Origin of the sequence: Kordia sp. (assembly GCF_965224175.1) — a bacterium.
Lineage (GTDB): Bacteria > Bacteroidota > Bacteroidia > Flavobacteriales > Flavobacteriaceae > Kordia.
Genome location: NZ_OZ245041.1, coordinates 2600773 through 2620095, shown reverse-complemented (window position 1 = coordinate 2620095; position 19323 = coordinate 2600773). Strand labels below are relative to the sequence as shown.

Below are 19323 nucleotides of genomic sequence, written 5' to 3'. Positions count from 1 at the left end.
TCAAAAATATACTAACCCAAACTATTTAATATAATGACAGACTCAGTAAGACAAGAAAAAGAAATCTTCGGGCATCCAATAGGATTGTTCGTGCTATTCTTCACAGAACTGTGGGAGCGTTTCTCATACTACGGAATGCGCGCCTTATTAGTACTATATGTAGCTACTTCTGCTACTGCCGTAGATCCAGGATTAGGTTGGAGTAACGGAGATGCAATTTGGTTATACGGATGGTACACAATGTTAGTGTATGTAGCATCAATTCCTGGAGGAATTTTAGCAGATAAAGTACTCGGGCAGAAAAAAACAGTAATGCTTGGAGGATTTTTACTGTGTGCAGGACATTTAGTCTTAGCAATCCCTACTTCTTGGGCATTCTTTACTGGTTTAGGACTTATTATCTTAGGTGTTGGTGGATTAAAACCTAACATCTCTACAATGGTAGGTGGATTATATAAAGAAGGCGATATAAGACGTGATAGCGGATTTACAATATTCTATATCGGTATTAATATCGGAGCTTTCTTGTCAAGTATTATTGTTGGATTAGTAGCATACAAATATGGATGGCACTACGGATTCGGATTGGCAGGAATTGGAATGTTAATTGGACAAGCCGTATTTATTGCTGGGCAAAAGCATTTAAAACATGTTGGAAACTACATTGGTTCTGCCGATTCTGGAGTAGATAAAGCAGTAATGAACAATCCATTAACGAAAATAGAAAAAGACAGAGTCATTGTATTATTAATCTCTTTCTTAATCGTAATCGTATTCTGGGGAGCGTTTGAGCAAGCTGGAGGGTTAATGAACTTATACACAGATGCAAAAGTAGATAGAGTTATTGGACTGTCATGGCTTGAAGAAATTCCAGCGGCAGTATTCCAATCATTAAATGCTGGATACATCATTATTTTTGGAACAGTAATCGGAGGTTTCTGGTTATGGTGGAAAAGAAAAGGGAAAGAATCTTCTTCACTATTCAAAATGGCAATCGGAACTATTATTATGGGATTAGGATATGTGTTCATGATGTTTGCTTCCAAAGAAGCAAGTGCTGTTGAATTTGGAAAAGCAGCTATGATTTGGGTATTCTTAGCATATTTATTCCACACTATTGGAGAACTTTGTACTTCACCAGTATCACTTTCTTTCATCACAAAATTAGCGCCTGTAAAATATGCATCTATCATGATGGGAATTTATTTCGCAGCAACTGGTTTTGGAAACAAGCTAGCAGGTAGTATTGGAGAAGCTGCACAATTAGAATCATACAGCGGAAAGATGACTGCAAATATGGAGCAGATTTATAACTTCACGAAGAAAGATTCTATTGAAGTAAAAAAATTAGTAGGTGGTGAAAAAGTAATTTCAAAAGTATTTGCGTATCCAATTAATGAAGATAAAAACTTCTCAATAAGAGCAAAAGTATACTTAGAAGGAGACAATGTTGTTTTTAATGAATATGAAAAAGGAACAAATCTTAATAGCTTATTTGATCTAACTAAGGTTGATGCAGGAGACAAAAAACCTGAAGAAATAAAAGAAGCACAAGAAAAGAAAAAAGAAGAATTAGAAGGTCTAAAAACATATTTAAAAGATAATAATGCAACAAAAGATGCACCGCATCACGTAGCATTAAAATTTGAAAAAGATGCTGATAAAGCACAAATCCTAGAAAATAAAGGTGACGGAAAAGATTACGGAGTATCTTTCGTAATTGAGGAAGCGCAAAGCGAACAAGAATATAAAATATTTACATTCTTAACCATTTTCACAGTAGCTTTCGGATTGTTATTAATCTTATTCTTGAAGAAGCTTAAGAAGCTTACGCACGGAGCAGAAGACAATGAAGGAACAGTAAATGAAGAAGCTGAAGGATTTGAATTAGCAGATAACTAAAATATAATATATGTATAGAAACCCTCATTATTTGAGGGTTTCCCTTTTAACACACCTTTTTTATGAGTACAGATATAGAAAATCTATTTAAAGACAAAGTTCTAGGGCATCCAGCAGGATTGTTTGTATTGTTCTTTACTGAAATGTGGGAGCGTTTTTCATTCTACGGAATGCGCGTATTGTTAGTAAACTTCCTAACAATGGCAGCCATAAGTTACAATCCAGGTTGGGAATGGACTGCTGAAAACGCTGGAGCATTATTCGGAACCTATGCAATGTTACTTTACATCACGCCAATTATTGGTGGATACATTGCAGATAAATATACAGGATATCGATGGGCAGTTATTATTGGAGCGCTCATCATGACCTTAGGACACGCGTCGATGGCCATAGAAACGGAAGCATCGTTATACATCGGGTTAGCATTATTAGTTATTGGAACTGGATTTTTTAAGCCAACAATGACTTCTATTATCTCTGAAATGTATAAAAAGAACCCAGAGAAAAAAGATGGAGCTTACACCATTTATTACATGGGAGTAAACGCAGGAGCATTTTTTGGAATGATGCTTTGTGGATATCTAGCAGAAAAAGTTGGATGGGCATGGGGATTCGGTCTTGCCGGAATCTTCATGTTATTAGGAACATTACAATTCTGGTTAGCAGGTAGTTTATTCGGGAAAATTGGGGCAAAACCAACAAAGGTTCACGAAGTAGAACTTCCACAAAATATCAACGAAAAAAGTGTTGAAATAGAAGAAGAATCAGCAGAAACTGAAGAAAAACCAAATCCATTTACGTTAGTGGATAAAGTACTAATGATTATTTCTGCCATCATCGGATTAGGATATGCATTCAACGATCCGCTATCTAAAATTGGTGGAATTGATATGTTCTCTGCTTTTCAAATTAAAGATATTGAAGGGCAATATGTCGCCGTAATTTTTGCATTAGCATTGTTCCTATTCTTAGTAATTTCAAGAATATCTAGATACACGAGAATTGTTCGTGACCGAATGATAGCTTTTATCATATTTGCGTTCTTTACGGTATTTTTCTGGCTAGCTTTTGAGCAAGGAGCTTCTTCTCTCGTATTATTTGCACGAGACAATGTAGATAGGTCTTTAACTGGAAATTCAGCCATCATATTCAATGTGATTAATACCTTACTTACAGTAATTCCATTAATCATTATATCATGGGTTTTATATTTACTTTGGAAGAAAACGTATAGTAAAATTGGAATCTCAAACATTGTATTAGTTGTTTGTTTCCTAGTAATGTGGGCACTTGTTGGATGGATGTTAAACAGAGATTTCAATACAACATCATATGACATTACGTATGATGCTGTACGTACCAATGCAACTCCAAGTAGTTACGCATTGCATCCAGATAGACAAAAGCAATTTGAAGGGAAACTGCTTGGCGGATCATTCTCTGCACAAGGAGCAGACGATAAAACAATGAGTGTCAGTATTGACAGTATCGTATATCAAGGAAATGTCTTAAAAAAGAAGGCTTCTGAAAGTTACATCAGAAAAGAAAGAGAAAAAGAACAAGCTGAATTAGATAAGGCATATGTAGCTTCTATCATTGCGATAAAAGACACTGAAAATGCAAATGTATACTACACAGAAGACGAAGTGGCGAAGAAAATTCCGTTGAGTGACTTGTATTATGACATGCCAATTTCGGAAGGAATGACAAGAACATCTGGAGATAATATTGTTCAAAAGGAAACTTCGATTGCAGAACCTGCAGTATTTACTGTGGGACAAGAATTGCAAATCATCAAAAAAGATAATGAAGGTTCTTCGTTTGGATATTTAGATGAAATTAGACTAGGAATGGCAAAAGCAGCTACCGTAAAAGACAAAGGAATTATTACTGCAAAAGTTACAGAAATAAAAAGTAACGAAGTAGAAATCACAGTATCGTGGTTTAGTATTCTAAATTCGTTCTTTATCATTGTATTTGCATCATTCTTCTCTAAATGGTGGGAAAGTAAATACAACCCAACGGCAGCAACTAAATATGCTTTAGGATTGATTGTAATGGCCGTTGGATTCGGATTGTTGGCATTTGGTTCATACGGAATCAGTGAAGGTGTAAAAGTGAGCATGATTTGGCTAATTTTAGCATATCTATTCCATACACTTGGAGAATTATGCTTATCACCAGTAGGACTGTCGTATGTAAGTAAACTAGTTCCAGCACGTATGATTGCTTTTATGTTCGGAATGTGGTACTTGGCCATTGCTATAGGAAACAAGCTTGCTGCAGTAATTGGAGGGCAAATTGAAAACATTACCAAAGAATACGATTTATCAACATTCTTTATGATATTTACAATTGTTCCTGCTGTAGCTGGATTATTAGTTTGGGCATTAAATCCAATATTAAAGAAACTCATGCATGGTGTAAAATAGCCTGCAAAGAAAAATATTGCTAAAAAAGCGTTTCCTGAGAAACGCTTTTTTAATATCTAAAAATCAAATTGTAACTTGTACTCGTAAAGTAGGCATGGAGTTTGCGACTGAGTTAGTACAAAAAGAACTAAAAATGAAAAAAGTTATAGCATTAGCAAGTATACTTTTGTTAAGTATCACTACAATAAATGCCCAAAAAATCAATTGGGTTACAATGGAAGAGGCGCAGGAATTGATGAAAAAAGAACCGCGTAAAATAATCATGGATGTATATACTACTTGGTGCGGACCATGTAAAATGTTAGATAAAAACACATTTGGAAATCCTGATGTAGCAAAATATATAAACGAGAATTATTATGCGATCAAATTCAATGCTGAAGGCGATTCAAGTGTAACTTTTGAAGGAAATACATTTACAAATCCAAACTACGATCCGGCAAAGAAAAAACGAAGAAATGCACAACATCAATTCGCAAGATATTTAAGTGTACGTGCATATCCAACAATGGTGTTTTTTGATGAAAACTTCAAACTTATTGCGCCAATTTCAGGATACTTAGTACCAAAACAAATTGAAATCTATCTAAAACTTTTCAAAACAGATAAATACAAAGTAGTAAAGTCTAAAGAAGATTGGGAAAAATATCAAAAAGAATTTGTGTCTGAATTTAAAAGTTAAATTCATTCCCATAAGGAAATAGAAAAGAATCCTTTTTCACCCGTATAGTGAAAAGGGATTTTTTGTTTTTCAGCCGCAACTTTCCAACGTTCTATATAACTTCTGTAATTACTTCCATCGGCAATAATATACTTTGGTTGTAAATCATTTATCATTCGGTTTAAGTTAATTTTAGGCGAATTACTCAATAAAATATAAGTTGATTTTAGATTAGCCATCGTATAAATGCCCAAACTGTCAACTCTCAATAAATATGCATCGTTGATCTTATAAACATTTTGTAAGCGATCAAAAGAAACACTTTTATTTACTTGTTGCTTAAGCTGATCTTTAATGAGATAATTTTCAGCAAAAGAAATACTATCTAAATTGTGAAATAGATGGAAAGAATTTTTCTGTTTTTTAGCTAGGATAGAAGCCTTATTCTGATGAAAAACCATAAAAGAATCTTCTGTAGATAATTGATCAGAACGATCTAAAAACCATAAACTTTGGCACACCAAAATACTACACAATGCTATTTGCAATTGTTTTTTCTTTGGAAGATGGAAATATGCGGCACATGAAATAATAATTAAATAACAGCCTACTAATTGATACAAACTCATAGGAATTTTATCAAAAATAAATTGCTCAAAAGAAGCAATCCACGAAACAAAAGCATTCATCTGTTGAATGATGAAACGATACAATTCCGCTAAAAACTCAGGTAATACTTGAAAGTAAGAAAGTGTAATCACCAAAATTCCTAAAACTAAAATAATTCCGAGTACTGGAATAATAGTCAAATTTGCCACGAAAAATAATCCAGGGAATTGATGAAAATAATACAAACTCAAAGGTAAAGCACCTAATTGTGCAGAAAAACTAACCGTGAGTAAGCTCCAAAATGATTTAGGAATAAACAACTTTGGATCCCATACTTTTTTCCATAAAGGTTGCAAATAAACAATAGCAAAAACAGCTGCGTAACTCAACTGAAAACCTACATCAAACAAAAAATGAGGTTTAAAAAGCAATAGAAAAAACATAGAGACAGTCAGTACTTGTAATGTGTCAGTTTCTCTACGAAAATGCGTAGCAATTACAATTGCTGAAAACATCGTTACTGCGCGAACTACGGAAGCAGACAAGCCTGAAACAAAAGCAAAACTCCACAAAATACTAACCATCAAAAGAAGTTTCAAAGGTTTTCCATACCTAAAATGGTGCAGTGGTTTTAATAAAAACTGTAATAGAATCACAAGAATTCCTATATGCAATCCTGAAATTGCTAAAATGTGAATGGCGCCAGCCTTTGCGTAATTTGTTTGTAACTCTTTTGAAATTTGCTGCCGTTGTCCTAATAAAAGTGCTTCCATAACAGCGAGTTCGTCAGCTTTAAAATCATTTTCGAGCAATCTGTCATGAATCTTTTTACGAAATATATCGACATAGCCATATAAAGTCTGTGGATAATCTTTGGCAAGTATATATTCATTCGGTTTCAAATACAAGTCATGGTAAATGTATCGGTCACTCAGATATGCTTTATAATCAAAACTCGTAGGATTTAAAGCATTTTGTATCTCTTTGGGAAGTATTTCAGTATATAAAATAGTATCTACGTGTAAAGATGTTAAAATGCTGTCTTTTTGAATATGAATTAAAACTTTTCCGGAAGCATTTTGTGTATTAGCAGTAACAACTTCGCCAATATAACGATGATAATATGTATTTGATTTTAAAACTTCGTGAATGCGAATTTGAGTATTTTCAATCGTAGCTAAATGATTTAAATGTGTGGAATGATTTTTCTCTTCATGAAAATTTTCAATCACAATTCCCAAACTTATAGTAGTCAAAAACGTAAGAATCCCAAAATGGATAGTTTGTATAAAACGTTTATTCGCAATCCAAAAGAACACACATAAAACAGAAAAAAAGCTTCCAAAAATAAGACAACTTATCTTCCAAGGTATAGGTGTGTAATACCCAATTAAAATACCAATAATAATACAAAAGGTAAGTTTTGTAACGGTAAAATGAAGCCATTTCATGTGTAGAAAATATTTAGAATCACCTGAAAGTAGCTAATAAAATTTAGTCTTGTCGTGACAAATGTGTAAGCGTAGCATTTATTTCGTAAGCGTTGTAAAATTATAAGATTTCGCAAGAATATAGCTGTACGATGTTTAATTTGAGAAACTTAAAAAGTTAAATCTAAATGTAAACTTCAGAAATAACATATAAATTGTTACATTTATAACTTACAACCAACCAATTACTTACCATGAAAAGAAAATTACAGTATGCTATTGTATTTTTTATAGCATTTACTACCTTAACATTTGCTCAAGTAGACTTAGGAGAAGATATTGTAACCTGTGAAGGTGAACAAGTAGTTTTAGATGCAACGACAGCAAATGCTACATCGTACCAATGGACGGTTAACGGTCAAGTAGACCCAAATGGTACAAGTGCAACATATGTAGCTACACAAAACGGAACACATGAAGTAACAGCCATGATTAATGGAATGCCTTCTTCTGATAGTGTTGAAGTTACATTTAACCCAACGCCAAATGTCGATAATTTAACAGATCTTACACTCGAAGGTGATTCGGGAAGCGAGATAGCTACGTTTGATCTTACTTCAAAAATACCAGAAATTGTTGGTACAAACAATGCTGCTCAGCTAAACATTACCTTTCACGAAACGGTTATAGATGCTTTTGATAACATCAACGCAATTGCTAACGCTATGAGTTATCAAAATATCAGTAATCCGCAAACAATGTATGTTCGTGTGGAAGATATTAATACAGGTTGTGCAGTGGTAGGTAATTTTGATTTAATTGTACTTGATTACACAGTAGTTGATTGTACAGATACGCCTGCGGTGACTACATATTGTTACAGTAATAATGATAGTACAGCATTCCGCATTCGAAGTTCAGATGATATTTCCCCAGTAACCGTTGAATTCTTGGCGGGTCAGGTAGAACAAAACTGGGATGAATTAATTATCATTGATTCTGATGGCGTTACACAACTTTATAATGGATATGGAAATAACGGAGATCTTACAGGATTAATATTTGAATCTACAGGAAATGAAATCACGGTACAAATACAGTCAGATGGTTCAGTTTCTTGCGGAACAAACTCATACGTACCATGGGAATTTACAGCCTCATGTGTAGATACGCAGACAACAGGAATTATAAATACAAGAAGTTTTTTAGATGAAAATAACAATGGAACGTACGACGATGGAGAAGTCTTATTTCCGTTTGGAAATGTATTATATGAACGAAATGATGATGGAGTGATCAATGTAGGTTCAGCAAATGGAAATTTTCTTATTGTAACCACTGATGCAAATGATTCATTCGATTTTACATTTGAATTTTATGACGGATATGAAAACTGTTACAATGCAACAGTTACGACAGTTAACGATATCAGTGTTGCAATTGGTGAAATGGAAACTGTATATTTTCCAATCACTGTAGCACAACCTTGTGAAGATGTAGAAGTTGTGATCCTAAATCCTTCGGCGCCACCACGTCCTGGATTTACACATTACAATACGTTATTTATCAATAATGTGTCAATCTCCGATGTAGCTTCAGGAACTGTTGAAGTTATTATTGATGATGAATTGGTATTAGGAACTGTAACTAGCGCAGACACTAATTATACTTTAACAACGACAGCAACAGGTTTTACAATCAATTTTACAAACTTGCAATCTTTTGAAAGTAGAGCGTATTCAATAGAATTGACTTGTCCTGCAACTGTTCCTTTAGGGCAAGTAGTAACAAATACAGCTTCCTACACAACAGATACAAATGATGTAATACCAGAAAACAATACTTCTACATTACGAGAAACGGTGATTGGTTCATGGGATCCAAATGATATCAGAGAATCGCATGGTCCAGAAATTATACATGAAGAATTTACTACTGATGACTTTCTATATTACACAATTCGTTTCCAAAACTTAGGTACAGCAGAAGCGATCAATGTGCGTATTGAAGAAACGCTTGATGCGCAGTTAGATGCTACTACGTTTCAAATGATTGCGGCAAGTCACGATTTTCAAGTACAACGTACAAATGATGAATTAATATGGAACTTTGACGATATCAACTTGCCTGCTGAAATGTTTGATGCGCCAGGAAGTAACGGTTATGTATACTTCAAAATAAAACCATTAGCAGGTTATGCCGTAGGAGATATAATTCCTGGTGTTGCAGGAATCTATTTTGATTTCAATGCGCCAGTAATCACCAATACTTTTGAAACAGAATTTGTGGAGCCGCTTTCCGTTGGTGAAGTTTCAGGTATTAATGTGAAAATATATCCAAATCCAGTAACAGACATTTTGTACATAACACTAGATAGAAGTGAAGCGACAACCATTAAGTTACTTGATGTTCAAGGAAAACAAATACTAAGTACAACAGAAAATAGCAATGCAATTGAGTTTGATGTTTCTAATGTGAAAAGTGGTGTTTACTTCTTAAAATTAAACTCAAATACAGCACAATTCACGAAAAAAATAATTGTCAACTAAAGTACTTTGAGTGATTTTTTATTAGAAAATTGTATCGGAAAACACTAAGAAAAATGTAGTTTCTATCAACAAATCAACAAATCAACAAATCAACAAATCAACAAATCAAAGTACACGACGCGCTTCTGTAAACGCGTTTTTCCAATAACGTTCATCTAATGAAGAAACCAAAACACCTTTAGAAGTTGTAGCGTGAATAAACTTGATAACGCCTCTCTCATGTGAAATTACTAATCCAACATGATTGATGCGTTTTCTATTTTTATTCGTTTGAAAAAATAGCAAATCACCTTTTTTAACGGTTTTAAGTTTAATGCGTTTTCCTTTGGTAGCTTGCTGATAAGAAACTCTTGGTAATTTCACTTGGTGTGCGCCAAAAGCAGTGTACGTTAATCCAGAACAATCCATTCCTTTGCGAGTTGTTCCGCCAAATTTATAACGAGTTCCTTTATATGCCATCGCTGTTTTTATAATAGCTGATGCTTTAGAGGAAGTTTTTTTAGTTTTGGTAGTTTTCTTTACGACTCTGGTAGATTTAGACTTAGTTCTTGATGAAGTTGTTTTTCTAGAAGAACCACAAGAAATTACAAAAATAGAAAGGAGAAGTAGCGGGATTAATTTGCGAATCATGTACAATACTTTTCAGCTAAAGTAATAAAATATAACGATCCATATAAAAAAGCCATCCAAAAATCTATAGACTTCTAGATAGCTTCCTATTGAAAATAAAATATATCTTCTTAGAATTTAAACGTGCATCCGCAAACACTCATTTTACCAGAAACAACTGTTTTCCATTGTCCGTTCCACTTACCTCCGTAAGATGCACATACAACTGGACATTTTTTTTCTGCGTCTTCTTGATTCCAAATTGGTCCTGCCAATACATCTAATGTGTATTCAGAACTGCCAGTTTGATCAGAGTCAAGAATTACATCTACTGTACTCATTTCGTTTGGTACTACTGTACGCCAATTTCCGTCAAACTCTCCTAAGTGAGCTGCTGCTACAATTGGTCCTTTTTCTTTTCCGTCTTCGTCATTCCAAATTGGTCCTGCTGGAATTGATACTGTGAATTTTCCCATGGTTTTAGGTTTTTTTAGATTAATAATATGATATTACAAATCTCAAAAAATAAGTAAAAGCTTACAAGTGTAGTAATCCGTGTATTTGAAAATAGGTAGAAATACGTTAAAATTAATTATTTGATTTGTAGTGAGTTAACTTAATGAGGCTTATTTTTTGATAGCTTCATAAATTAGAGTTGCAGCATTGTCACTGGCACCTTTTCCTCCTAGCTTTTGTTCTAATTCGAAGTAATCTTCAAATAACTGTGTGCGTTCATTTTCATCCAGAATACGGGCTAATTCCTTTTGAACATTTGTAGTGGTAAAATCATTTTGAATCAATTCTTTCACAACTTCACGATCCATAATTAAATTCACTAAAGAAATATACTCTAAAGTAATAATACGTTTAGCTATTTGATAAGAAATATTGCTAGCTTTATAACAAACAACTTGTGGTACTTTATACAAAGCAGTTTCTAAGGTAGCTGTTCCTGAAGTAACCAAAGCCGCTGTAGAAACACTTAATAAATCATACGTTTTATTACTTATAAATTTCACGTCAGTATCTTGTATAAACTGGTCATAAAAAGATTTTTCCTGACTAGGCGCACCAGCGATTACAAACTGATAATTAGGGAAACTATCTACCACAGAAAGCATAACAGAAAGCATTTTAGTAATTTCTTGTTTTCTGCTTCCTGGAAGTAGGGCAATAATTGAGCGATCATCTAACCCAAATTCAGCCTTAAATTTAGCATCATTTACAGGTTTTCTATCAGCAATAGCGTCTAAAAGTGGATGACCTACAAAATGCACGTCATAATCATACTTTTTATAAAATTCTTTCTCAAAAGGAAGAATGACAAACATAGCATCAACGTCTCGTTTAATCTTCTGTACTCTACTCGCTCTGCTTGCCCAAACCTGTGGAGAAATATAATAATTTGTTCTAAAACCTTCTACTTTTGCCCATTTGGCAATACGTAGATTAAAACCAGAATTATCAATGAGAATAAGAACGTCAGGCTGATATGCAGCAATATCTTTTTTGCAAAAAGAAATCATACCTAATATCTTACGAAGATTCATGATGATTTCAATGAATCCCATAAAAGCACGCTCTTTATAATGTTTTACTAAAGTATCGCCAACATTTTGCATCAAATCTCCTCCCCAAAATCTAAAATCGGCATTGGCGTCTTGTTTTACAATGGCTTTCATTAAATTAGAGCCATGTAAATCTCCCGAAGCTTCTCCTGCAATAATATAGTACTTCATGGTAAATTATTAACTAAGTAATTTATGAGCCATAACACACACAGCTGTAATCACGGTAACGACCAAAACACCTTTGGCGCGATCTTCTTTATTCAATTTTAAAAAGGCATAAAAAGCAATGAAATTTAACGCTGTTCCCCATGCAATATCAGTGCTAATTCCACCGTATTTAAGTTCACGTGAAAATACATCTCCCAACGAAGCATCTCTAGAATATGCGAGGTATGTTAAATAAATACTTGTACCAATAATCGTAGCGATAACACCAACGATCATTCCTGTAATAACTTCTTTATTTTTCATTGAATCCTAAGCTATTAAGTTTTTGTATAGCATGATGTGCTGTTAAATCAAATTTCACAGGCACCAATGAAACATATCCGTTTTCCAAAGCCCATTCATCGGTATCTTCACCTTTATCTTGGTTGACAAACTTTCCGGACAACCAGTAATATTGCTTTCCATGCGGATTTGTTCGTTTGTCAAAATCTTCTTGCCAGTATGCTTTTGCTTGTCTGCAAATACGAATACCTTTAATTTCTTTTTCTTTTAACTTCGGAAAGTTTACGTTAAGGACTACGCCTTCGGGTAAGCTGTGTTCCAATACCTTTTGGGTGATTTTCTTTACGTAGCTTTTTGTTGCTTCGAAATTTGCTTCCCAATCATAATCTAACAAAGAAAAACCTATCGCAGGAATTCCTTCAATACCAGCTTCAACGGCGGCACTCATGGTTCCAGAATAAATTACATTGATGGAAGAATTTGATCCGTGATTAATTCCAGAAACACAAATATCTGGCTTACGATTCAAAATTTCATTCACAGCAAGTTTTACACAATCTACTGGTGTTCCTGAACTAGAATATTCAATTTGCGGACCATCGTCAATAGTGATGGCAGTACAATAAATAGTAGAATTTGCTGTAATAGCATGTCCCATACCACTTTGAGGACTATCTGGAGCAACAACGATTACATCTCCTAGTTCATTCATCACGTCAATCAATGCACGCAATCCAGGCGCTGTGATACCATCGTCATTGGTTACTAAAATCAAAGGTTTTTCATTCATAAAAAAAGTACTTCATTTTGAGATGCTAAAGTACACAATTTAACGTTTACATACATAGCATTTTATCTTTAACAAAAAATTAGTAAGATTGTTAAAAAATGGCATAGTTTTTTCTTTATTTTAGTAAAAAATTAAAATAATTAGCAGGAATGCTTCTGTAGTGTTCAAATTGAGAATCAACAGAAGGCTAATTTATGTGAATGAAAAAAACAAAATGTGTGAAAATTAGAGCGTTTATGAGAAGGAATAAAATATATTTAGTGGCATTATTAGTTTTTGCCATGGTGTCATGCGGATTTGCTAAAAAATCCTTTGATGACCCAGAAAAAGATAAAACATTAGTAGATCTTATTTCTTATGTATTAGGAAGGTGGCATTTTAACCCACAAGATATCAATGATGAGTTCTCTGAAAATGTCTACAATGACTTTATCAATGCGGTTGATCCGATGAAACGCTATTTTTTAGCTTCAGATATTGAAGAGTTTAGCAAATACAAGGATAAAATTGATGATGAAATTAAAGAGCCAGGAGTTCAATTTTTTAGTTTGGTTCACGATCGTTTAATGAAACGAATGAAAGAATCTAAAAAGTATCAAGAAGAATTACTGACGAAACCTTTTGATTTTACAAAAGATGAATCTATCAATAGAGATTATGAGAAATTAGATTTTGCGAAAGATGTTGCTGATTTAAAAGAACGTTGGAGAAAAGAATTAAAGTTTTCTACATTGGCTAATTATGATATCAAGTTAGAAATAGAAAACAACAAAAAAGAAGAAGATGCTTCTCATGAAATCAAGAATTATGAAACTTTAGAAAAAGAAGCACGCGAGTCTACAGGGAAAACATATGTTGAGTTTTTTGACTTAATGAATGACTTAGAGCGTAAAGATTGGTTCAGTATTTATGTAAATGCTATCGTTGAAGAGTTTGATCCACATACATCTTACTTAGCGCCACAAGACAAAGATCGTTTTGACATGAACATGTCTGGAACTTTAGAAGGAATTGGAGCGCGTTTACAAAAACGTACAGAAGGTGCAAAAATCTTTGAAGTTATTTCAGGTGGTCCAGCTTGGAGAAGTAAAAAAATAGAAGCAGGAGATGTAATCTTAAAAGTTGCACAAGAAGGAGAAGAGCCAGTTGATATAGTTGGAATGCGTTTGGATGATGCAGTAAAGTTAATTAAAGGACCAAAAGGAACTAACGTAACTTTAACAATGAAAAAAGTAGATGGCTCTATCGAAATTATAACTATTAAAAGAGACTTGGTAGAGATTGAAGAAACGTATGCAAAATCGGCTGTCGTTAAAAAAGGACAACGTACATTTGGTGTGATCAATCTACCAAAATTCTATGTAAATTTTGAAGACTACAACAAGAGAAATGCTGCAAGCGACGTGAAAAAAGAAATTGAGCGTTTAAAAGATCAAGGTATGGAAGGTTTAGTATTAGACCTTAGAAATAATGGTGGTGGATCTTTAAAAACAGTAGTTGATATGGCTGGATTCTTCATTAAAGATGGACCAGTTGTACAAGTAAAAAGTTCTGTAGATGGAAAAGAAGTTTTAAATGATGAAGATAGTCGCATTCAATGGGATGGACCTTTAGTAATTTTGGTAAACGAGTTATCGGCTTCTGCTTCAGAAATTTTAGCCGCCGCACTACAAGATTACAAAAGAGCAGTTGTTATTGGAAGTAAGCAAACCTATGGAAAAGGAACTGTTCAAAATATTGTAGATTTGAATAGATTTGTAAGAGGTGGAAACGGAAATGTTGGAGCTTTAAAATTGACAACACAGAAGTTTTATAGAATCAATGGTGGATCAACACAATTGGAAGGCGTAAAAAGTGATGTGGTTGTTGTTGATAAATATAGTTTTATTGATATTGGAGAAAAAGATCAAGAAAATCCATTACCTTGGGATCGAATTGATCCTGCTAAATACGATCTTTGGGATGGTTATATTGATTATGAAAAAACAATCAGTAGAAGCAAAGAGCGTATGGCTAACAATGCACAATTGAAACTGATTGAAGAAAATGCAAAGTGGATTAAGAAAAGGCGTGATGATAATGTATATCCGTTAAACTATGCAGAGTATAAGAAAGAAGCAGACGAAGATGAAGATTATGCAAAACGTTTTAAAGCAATTTCTGATTACGATACACAATTGACATTTACATCATTGCCATACGAAGAGTTGCTCATGCAAAAAGATTCTACATTAAAAAGTAAAAGACAAGCTTGGCACGAAGATTTAGCAAAAGATGTCTATGTAGAAGAAGCGATCAATGTATTAGGAGATATTCAACTGAACAACATCAAAAAGAAGAAAAGATCTGTTGTCAAAGGATAATTTAAAAAATATAAATGAGTAAAAACTCAAATTCACTAACAAGATTAGCGCTCCAGAAATTTAAAAAGAATTTTTGGGGCGTTTTGAGTTTTAGCTTTATTGTAATCTGTGCTTTCATTGTAATTTTTGCCTACGTATTTGCTCCAGATGATACAAAGAATGCGAATCAAATGCATTTGTCAATTCACTCAAAAAAACCTGGGTTTTCTGTGCAAATGTTAACGATTCCTTCGAAAGAAAAAGAAGAACAAAGTTTTGTAGATGCACTTTTTTTTGGAAAAGAAAATACAGCGATAGAAACTCCAATTTCAACGTACAGAGTAGATGATAATAAGCTTTTTGTCACTGAATATTCAGATGGAGCAATAGAAGGAATCGAAAAAGAAATTCTACTGAATTCCTTTCCAGAAGGAACCGAAGTAGCAAAAATTCCAACACAATTCATTCAGCAAAAAACATTTCGTTTAGGAACTGATAAATATGGTAGAGATGTACTCAGTAGAATGTTGATTGGGATGCGAATCTCGTTCACCATAGGTTTTGTTGCGGTATTTATTTCATTACTCATAGGAATCTCGTTAGGTGCTTTGGCTGGTTATTTTGAAGGAAGAGTAGATGCCGCAATTATGTGGATTATCAATGTTACTTGGTCTATTCCGACTTTGTTACTAGTTATTGCAATTACATTGACGCTTGGAAAAGGTTTTTGGCAAGTCTTTGTTGCTGTTGGATTAACGATGTGGGTTGAGGTTGCAAGAATCGTACGAGGACAAGTATTGAGTGTTAAACGGATGCAATACGTAACAGCAGCACGCGCTTTAGGATATCATGACTTTAGAATCATTACAAAGCACATTTTACCAAACATTATGGCGCCAGTTATTGTAATATCAGCAGCGAATTTTGCAGCTGCTATTTTAATAGAAAGTGGCTTAAGTTTTCTTGGAATAGGAGCGCAACCACCAATGCCAAGTTGGGGAGCAATGATAAAAGATCACTACAGTTATATCATTTTAGGAAAACCGTATTTAGCTATAATCCCAGGTATTGCCATTATGAGTTTAGTTATGGCTTTCATGCTTGTTGGAAATGCGCTGCGTGATGCTTTGGATGTGAAAAATTAATACGTAAATTATAAATTAGAAAGTATTTTATTCGAATAATAAACATCGAGTAAAGTTGAGATAAAAAATTAAGTCGCTATATTGAGCGAAGTCGAAATGAAACGAAATAAAATATATCCTTTATTAGTATTACTGATTGGTGCTGCGTTTATTGTATATGAAAAATACGGAGAAAACCAATCGACAAATACCTACGATCCTCAAGTCGAAATTCACGGAACAAAAAAGCAAACAACAGACAGCAAGCCAAAACCGTTAACAAACAACTATTACTTGCCAAATTCAACGACAGGACAAATTGTGCATCATGAAGGATATTCATTATCGTACAATGAAGATTTTGAACAAGCAGAATGGGTTGCGTATGAATTGAAAAAAAATCAAGTTGTGTATACAGATTTTAAGCGACCTTATTTTGAACAAGATGATGCTGTAAAAACTGAATCAGCACATTGGCGAAACTACAAAAAATCAGGATATGATCGTGGTCATTTATGTCCTGCAGCCGATAGAAAGTATAGCAAAGCGGCATTTACAGAAACTTTTTTAACTAGTAATATTTCACCACAAAAACATGCTTTTAATGCAGGTGTTTGGAATAGATTGGAGCAAAAAGTACGTTATTGGGCAAAAAAATACGATGGTGTATATGTTGTTACAGGCGGAATTTTAGAGAACGGACTCAAAGCTATTGGAAATGAAGATGTCGCTGTTCCTAATTACTTCTATAAAATATTGCTTGATAATTCGGGCGGTACTACAAAAGTCATTGCTTTCTTGATACCTCACAAAGACTCTAACAAACCATTATATGAATTTGTAGTATCGGTAGATGAAATAGAAAAACGTACTGGAATTGACTTCTTTCCAGGTTTAGAAGATGCAAAAGAAAACAAATTAGAAGCTATGAATACTTACAAGCAATGGAGTTTTAGATAGTAATTTAGCAGAATAACATTGAAATTAAAATATAATACTTTTTTAGGGACAACTAATGAGAAGTTTCATCTAGACTTTTGTTCCATTTCTTTAGTTAACTACAGTGGACCTGTTTCCGAAGAGTGGCATTCGCATGAAGATATACACTTATCCCTAATTCTTCAAGGAGGAAATTTAGAGTCCAGAAAAAGAAAAGATACACAAGTATCTTCAGGGAAAATCATTGCTTATAATCAAGGTGAAATTCATAGAAATAGATTCACTTCTTTTCCTTCAAAGAATCTTAATTTGGAACTAAAAAATGATTTCTTTTCTAAAAATGACTTAAATTTTAATGATTTAGAGTTAATAGAAAATAGAAACATTGGAGCGTACTTAGATCTCATACAAATCTATAATGAATTGCAAATTAATGATGTGTATACTTTAGATGCTATTCAGCTTTCCATGAAATCATTATTTACTAAAAATAAAACAACTTCCAAAAAGCCAATTTGGATGACACAGTTAAAAGAAATAATTGAAGATCGTTGGAACGAGTTTATTTCCTTAGACGAATTAGCATTGACATTAAACGTACATCCTGTAACCATTTCTAAATATTTTAAAAAATACTATAATGGTACATTGGGAGATTATATGAGAAAGGTGAAAGTGGAAAGAGCATTGCATTTCTTATTTCATACAGACATGCCAATTACCGAGATCGCTTTTACTTGTGGTTTTTCAGATCATAGCCATATGATAAGAATATTTAAAATGTATATAGGGTATAATCCTAAGAATATTCGAAAGTTTTAATATTCGAATAAGTGGCTAATTTCATTCTATTTTAAAAAAAGTAACGCACTTATCTTGCGATTGAATTTATCATCAATCATTAGAAACCAGTTTAAGTATGCGTAACATTATTTTCAATTCAAGAGATAGAATTCGTCCTATATGGCGTTTGTTACTTTTTCTTGTCATTACATTTTTAATAAATATTCCATTACAAATATTATTACAAGAAGTGTTAAACCAGAGCCTTTTAAGAGGAATTATCTCAGCTTCTATATATCTCATATCAGTAGTATTGAGTCTATTTGTGCAAATAAATTTTTTAGATAAATCGTCTTTTAAAAAGTATGGACTAAAAATTAATAAAGTTTGGATCAAAGAGTTCTTTGTGGGAACAATAATCTCGCTTGTTCAACTATCGATATTTTTTTTGCTAATGTATCTCACTGGGAATCTAAAAATTGTAGATTTCTTTACTGTAGATTCAGTTAATTACACTTTTGATTATTCTTTTTGGGAAGGTTTCTTTTCGGAGATGTTTGGTTTGATTGTAGGAAGTAGTGTTGAAGAAATATTTTTTAGAGCTTTCCTTTTTTATATAGCTTTTGAAGCTTTAAGTATCATTAAAAAAGATCCTACGAAAAGAGCATTTTTAATACTCATTATTATAGCTCCTTTATTTGGAATTGCTCATATAAGTAATGAAGGTGCTACTATAATGTCAACTGTAAATTTAGGACTCGATGCAATGATGATGTGTCTGCCTTTTTTAATAACTGGACGCTTAGGAATGTCAATAGGAATGCATTTTTCATGGAATCTTGTTCAAGGTGCTGTTTTTGGATTTCCTATTAGCGGTAATATTGCAAAAGCATCTATCATTAGTGTAGAAATGCCAAACAATTTATTAACTGGTGGAATCTTTGGACCTGAAGGAAGTATTGTGTTTATACTACTTGATATAATTGCTATTGTGTTGATATTATACTGGAAGAAATATAAAAAATACAATAGCTATGTTCATCCTTATATTATAGAGAACAATATAAAATCTTAGAATTCAGAATAGCTTTAACAATGTTTGAAGCTACTCTGAATTACTAAAACCTTA

Annotated in this window: 15 protein-coding genes; 9 read left to right on the top strand and 6 right to left on the bottom strand. The window is 33.3% G+C overall.

What is annotated here, in order from left to right:
- Positions 1–33 precede the first annotated feature (33 nt).
- From ACOQOS_RS11155 to ACOQOS_RS11145, 3 genes are all read left to right on the top strand, one after another.
- On the top strand, positions 34–1902 hold the full coding sequence (locus tag ACOQOS_RS11155; RefSeq protein ID WP_420575047.1) for a peptide MFS transporter: 1869 nt from the start codon (positions 34–36) through the stop codon (positions 1900–1902).
- A gap of 62 nt (positions 1903–1964) precedes the next feature.
- Positions 1965–4337 carry an oligopeptide:H+ symporter gene (locus ACOQOS_RS11150; protein WP_420575046.1) on the top strand — a complete coding sequence of 791 codons (2373 nt, stop codon included), beginning with the start codon at positions 1965–1967 and terminating at the stop codon, positions 4335–4337.
- A 133-nt stretch (positions 4338–4470) separates the two neighbouring features.
- On the top strand, positions 4471–5019 hold the full coding sequence (locus ACOQOS_RS11145; protein ID WP_420575045.1) for a thioredoxin family protein: 549 nt from the start codon (positions 4471–4473) through the stop codon (positions 5017–5019).
- 2 nt (positions 5020–5021) lie between these two features.
- On the opposite strand, the gene ACOQOS_RS11140 is transcribed toward ACOQOS_RS11145, so the two are convergent.
- Positions 5022–7058, bottom strand: coding sequence for a ComEC/Rec2 family competence protein (locus ACOQOS_RS11140; protein WP_420575044.1), 2037 nt, complete (start codon positions 7056–7058; stop codon positions 5022–5024).
- A gap of 233 nt (positions 7059–7291) precedes the next feature.
- On the opposite strand from ACOQOS_RS11140, the gene ACOQOS_RS11135 reads away from it, so the two are divergent.
- On the top strand, positions 7292–9586 hold the full coding sequence (locus ACOQOS_RS11135) for a T9SS type A sorting domain-containing protein (protein ID WP_420575043.1): 2295 nt from the start codon (positions 7292–7294) through the stop codon (positions 9584–9586).
- A gap of 105 nt (positions 9587–9691) precedes the next feature.
- On the opposite strand, the gene ACOQOS_RS11130 is transcribed toward ACOQOS_RS11135, so the two are convergent.
- The 5 genes from ACOQOS_RS11130 to surE all read right to left on the bottom strand — a co-directional run bounded on the left by ACOQOS_RS11130 (position 9692) and on the right by surE (position 13006).
- Entirely contained in the window at positions 9692–10216 is a 525-nt protein-coding gene (locus ACOQOS_RS11130; protein WP_420575042.1) for a C40 family peptidase, read from the bottom strand.
- Between the two features lie 110 nt (positions 10217–10326).
- On the bottom strand, positions 10327–10671 hold the full coding sequence (locus ACOQOS_RS11125; protein WP_420575041.1) for a mannan-binding lectin: 345 nt from the start codon (positions 10669–10671) through the stop codon (positions 10327–10329).
- A gap of 150 nt (positions 10672–10821) precedes the next feature.
- Complete coding sequence (gene lpxB, locus ACOQOS_RS11120; protein ID WP_420575040.1) at positions 10822–11934, bottom strand: lipid-A-disaccharide synthase; 1113 nt, start codon at positions 11932–11934, stop codon at positions 10822–10824.
- A 9-nt stretch (positions 11935–11943) separates the two neighbouring features.
- Positions 11944–12237, bottom strand: a complete 294-nt coding sequence (locus tag ACOQOS_RS11115) for a hypothetical protein (RefSeq protein WP_420575039.1) — start codon at positions 12235–12237, stop codon at positions 11944–11946.
- The gene (surE, locus tag ACOQOS_RS11110; RefSeq protein WP_420575038.1) at positions 12227–13006 is read right to left on the bottom strand and encodes a 5'/3'-nucleotidase SurE; all 780 of its coding nucleotides are present in this window, start codon (positions 13004–13006) and stop codon (positions 12227–12229) included. The genes ACOQOS_RS11115 and surE overlap by 11 nt, the downstream gene beginning before the upstream one ends.
- 236 nt (positions 13007–13242) lie before the next feature.
- Here surE and ACOQOS_RS11105 point away from each other — a divergent pair, with 236 nt between their 5' ends.
- The 5 genes from ACOQOS_RS11105 (at position 13243) to ACOQOS_RS11085 (ending at position 19269) form a co-directional block, all read left to right on the top strand.
- Positions 13243–15369 (top strand): carboxy terminal-processing peptidase, encoded by a 2127-nt coding sequence (locus ACOQOS_RS11105; RefSeq protein ID WP_420575142.1) that lies wholly within the window; start codon positions 13243–13245, stop codon positions 15367–15369.
- Positions 15370–15383: 14 nt separating this feature from the next.
- Entirely contained in the window at positions 15384–16493 is a 1110-nt protein-coding gene (locus ACOQOS_RS11100) for an ABC transporter permease (RefSeq protein ID WP_420575037.1), read from the top strand.
- A 96-nt stretch (positions 16494–16589) separates the two neighbouring features.
- Entirely contained in the window at positions 16590–17432 is an 843-nt protein-coding gene (locus tag ACOQOS_RS11095; protein ID WP_420575036.1) for a DNA/RNA non-specific endonuclease, read from the top strand.
- 18 nt (positions 17433–17450) lie between these two features.
- Entirely contained in the window at positions 17451–18233 is a 783-nt protein-coding gene (locus ACOQOS_RS11090; RefSeq protein ID WP_420575035.1) for a helix-turn-helix transcriptional regulator, read from the top strand.
- A 97-nt stretch (positions 18234–18330) separates the two neighbouring features.
- A complete protein-coding gene (locus tag ACOQOS_RS11085; protein WP_420575034.1) occupies positions 18331–19269 on the top strand; it encodes a CPBP family intramembrane glutamic endopeptidase in 939 nt (312 codons plus the stop codon).
- The last annotated feature ends 54 nt before the right edge of the window (positions 19270–19323 follow it).

What these genes read in the sequence shown, in the direction of transcription:
- ACOQOS_RS11155 (WP_420575047.1), top strand. Translation starts at nt 34, where the DNA reads ATGACAGACTCAGTAAGACAAGAAAAAGAAATCTTCGGGCATCCAATA.
- ACOQOS_RS11150 (WP_420575046.1), top strand. Translation starts at nt 1,965, where the DNA reads ATGAGTACAGATATAGAAAATCTATTTAAAGACAAAGTTCTAGGGCAT.
- ACOQOS_RS11145 (WP_420575045.1), top strand. Translation starts at nt 4,471, where the DNA reads ATGAAAAAAGTTATAGCATTAGCAAGTATACTTTTGTTAAGTATCACT.
- ACOQOS_RS11140 (WP_420575044.1), bottom strand. Translation starts at nt 7,058, where the DNA reads ATGAAATGGCTTCATTTTACCGTTACAAAACTTACCTTTTGTATTATT.
- ACOQOS_RS11135 (WP_420575043.1), top strand. Translation starts at nt 7,292, where the DNA reads ATGAAAAGAAAATTACAGTATGCTATTGTATTTTTTATAGCATTTACT.
- ACOQOS_RS11130 (WP_420575042.1), bottom strand. Translation starts at nt 10,216, where the DNA reads ATGATTCGCAAATTAATCCCGCTACTTCTCCTTTCTATTTTTGTAATT.
- ACOQOS_RS11125 (WP_420575041.1), bottom strand. Translation starts at nt 10,671, where the DNA reads ATGGGAAAATTCACAGTATCAATTCCAGCAGGACCAATTTGGAATGAC.
- lpxB (WP_420575040.1), bottom strand. Translation starts at nt 11,934, where the DNA reads ATGAAGTACTATATTATTGCAGGAGAAGCTTCGGGAGATTTACATGGC.
- ACOQOS_RS11115 (WP_420575039.1), bottom strand. Translation starts at nt 12,237, where the DNA reads ATGAAAAATAAAGAAGTTATTACAGGAATGATCGTTGGTGTTATCGCT.
- surE (WP_420575038.1), bottom strand. Translation starts at nt 13,006, where the DNA reads ATGAATGAAAAACCTTTGATTTTAGTAACCAATGACGATGGTATCACA.
- ACOQOS_RS11105 (WP_420575142.1), top strand. Translation starts at nt 13,243, where the DNA reads ATGAGAAGGAATAAAATATATTTAGTGGCATTATTAGTTTTTGCCATG.
- ACOQOS_RS11100 (WP_420575037.1), top strand. Translation starts at nt 15,384, where the DNA reads ATGAGTAAAAACTCAAATTCACTAACAAGATTAGCGCTCCAGAAATTT.
- ACOQOS_RS11095 (WP_420575036.1), top strand. Translation starts at nt 16,590, where the DNA reads ATGAAACGAAATAAAATATATCCTTTATTAGTATTACTGATTGGTGCT.
- ACOQOS_RS11085 (WP_420575034.1), top strand. Translation starts at nt 18,331, where the DNA reads ATGCGTAACATTATTTTCAATTCAAGAGATAGAATTCGTCCTATATGG.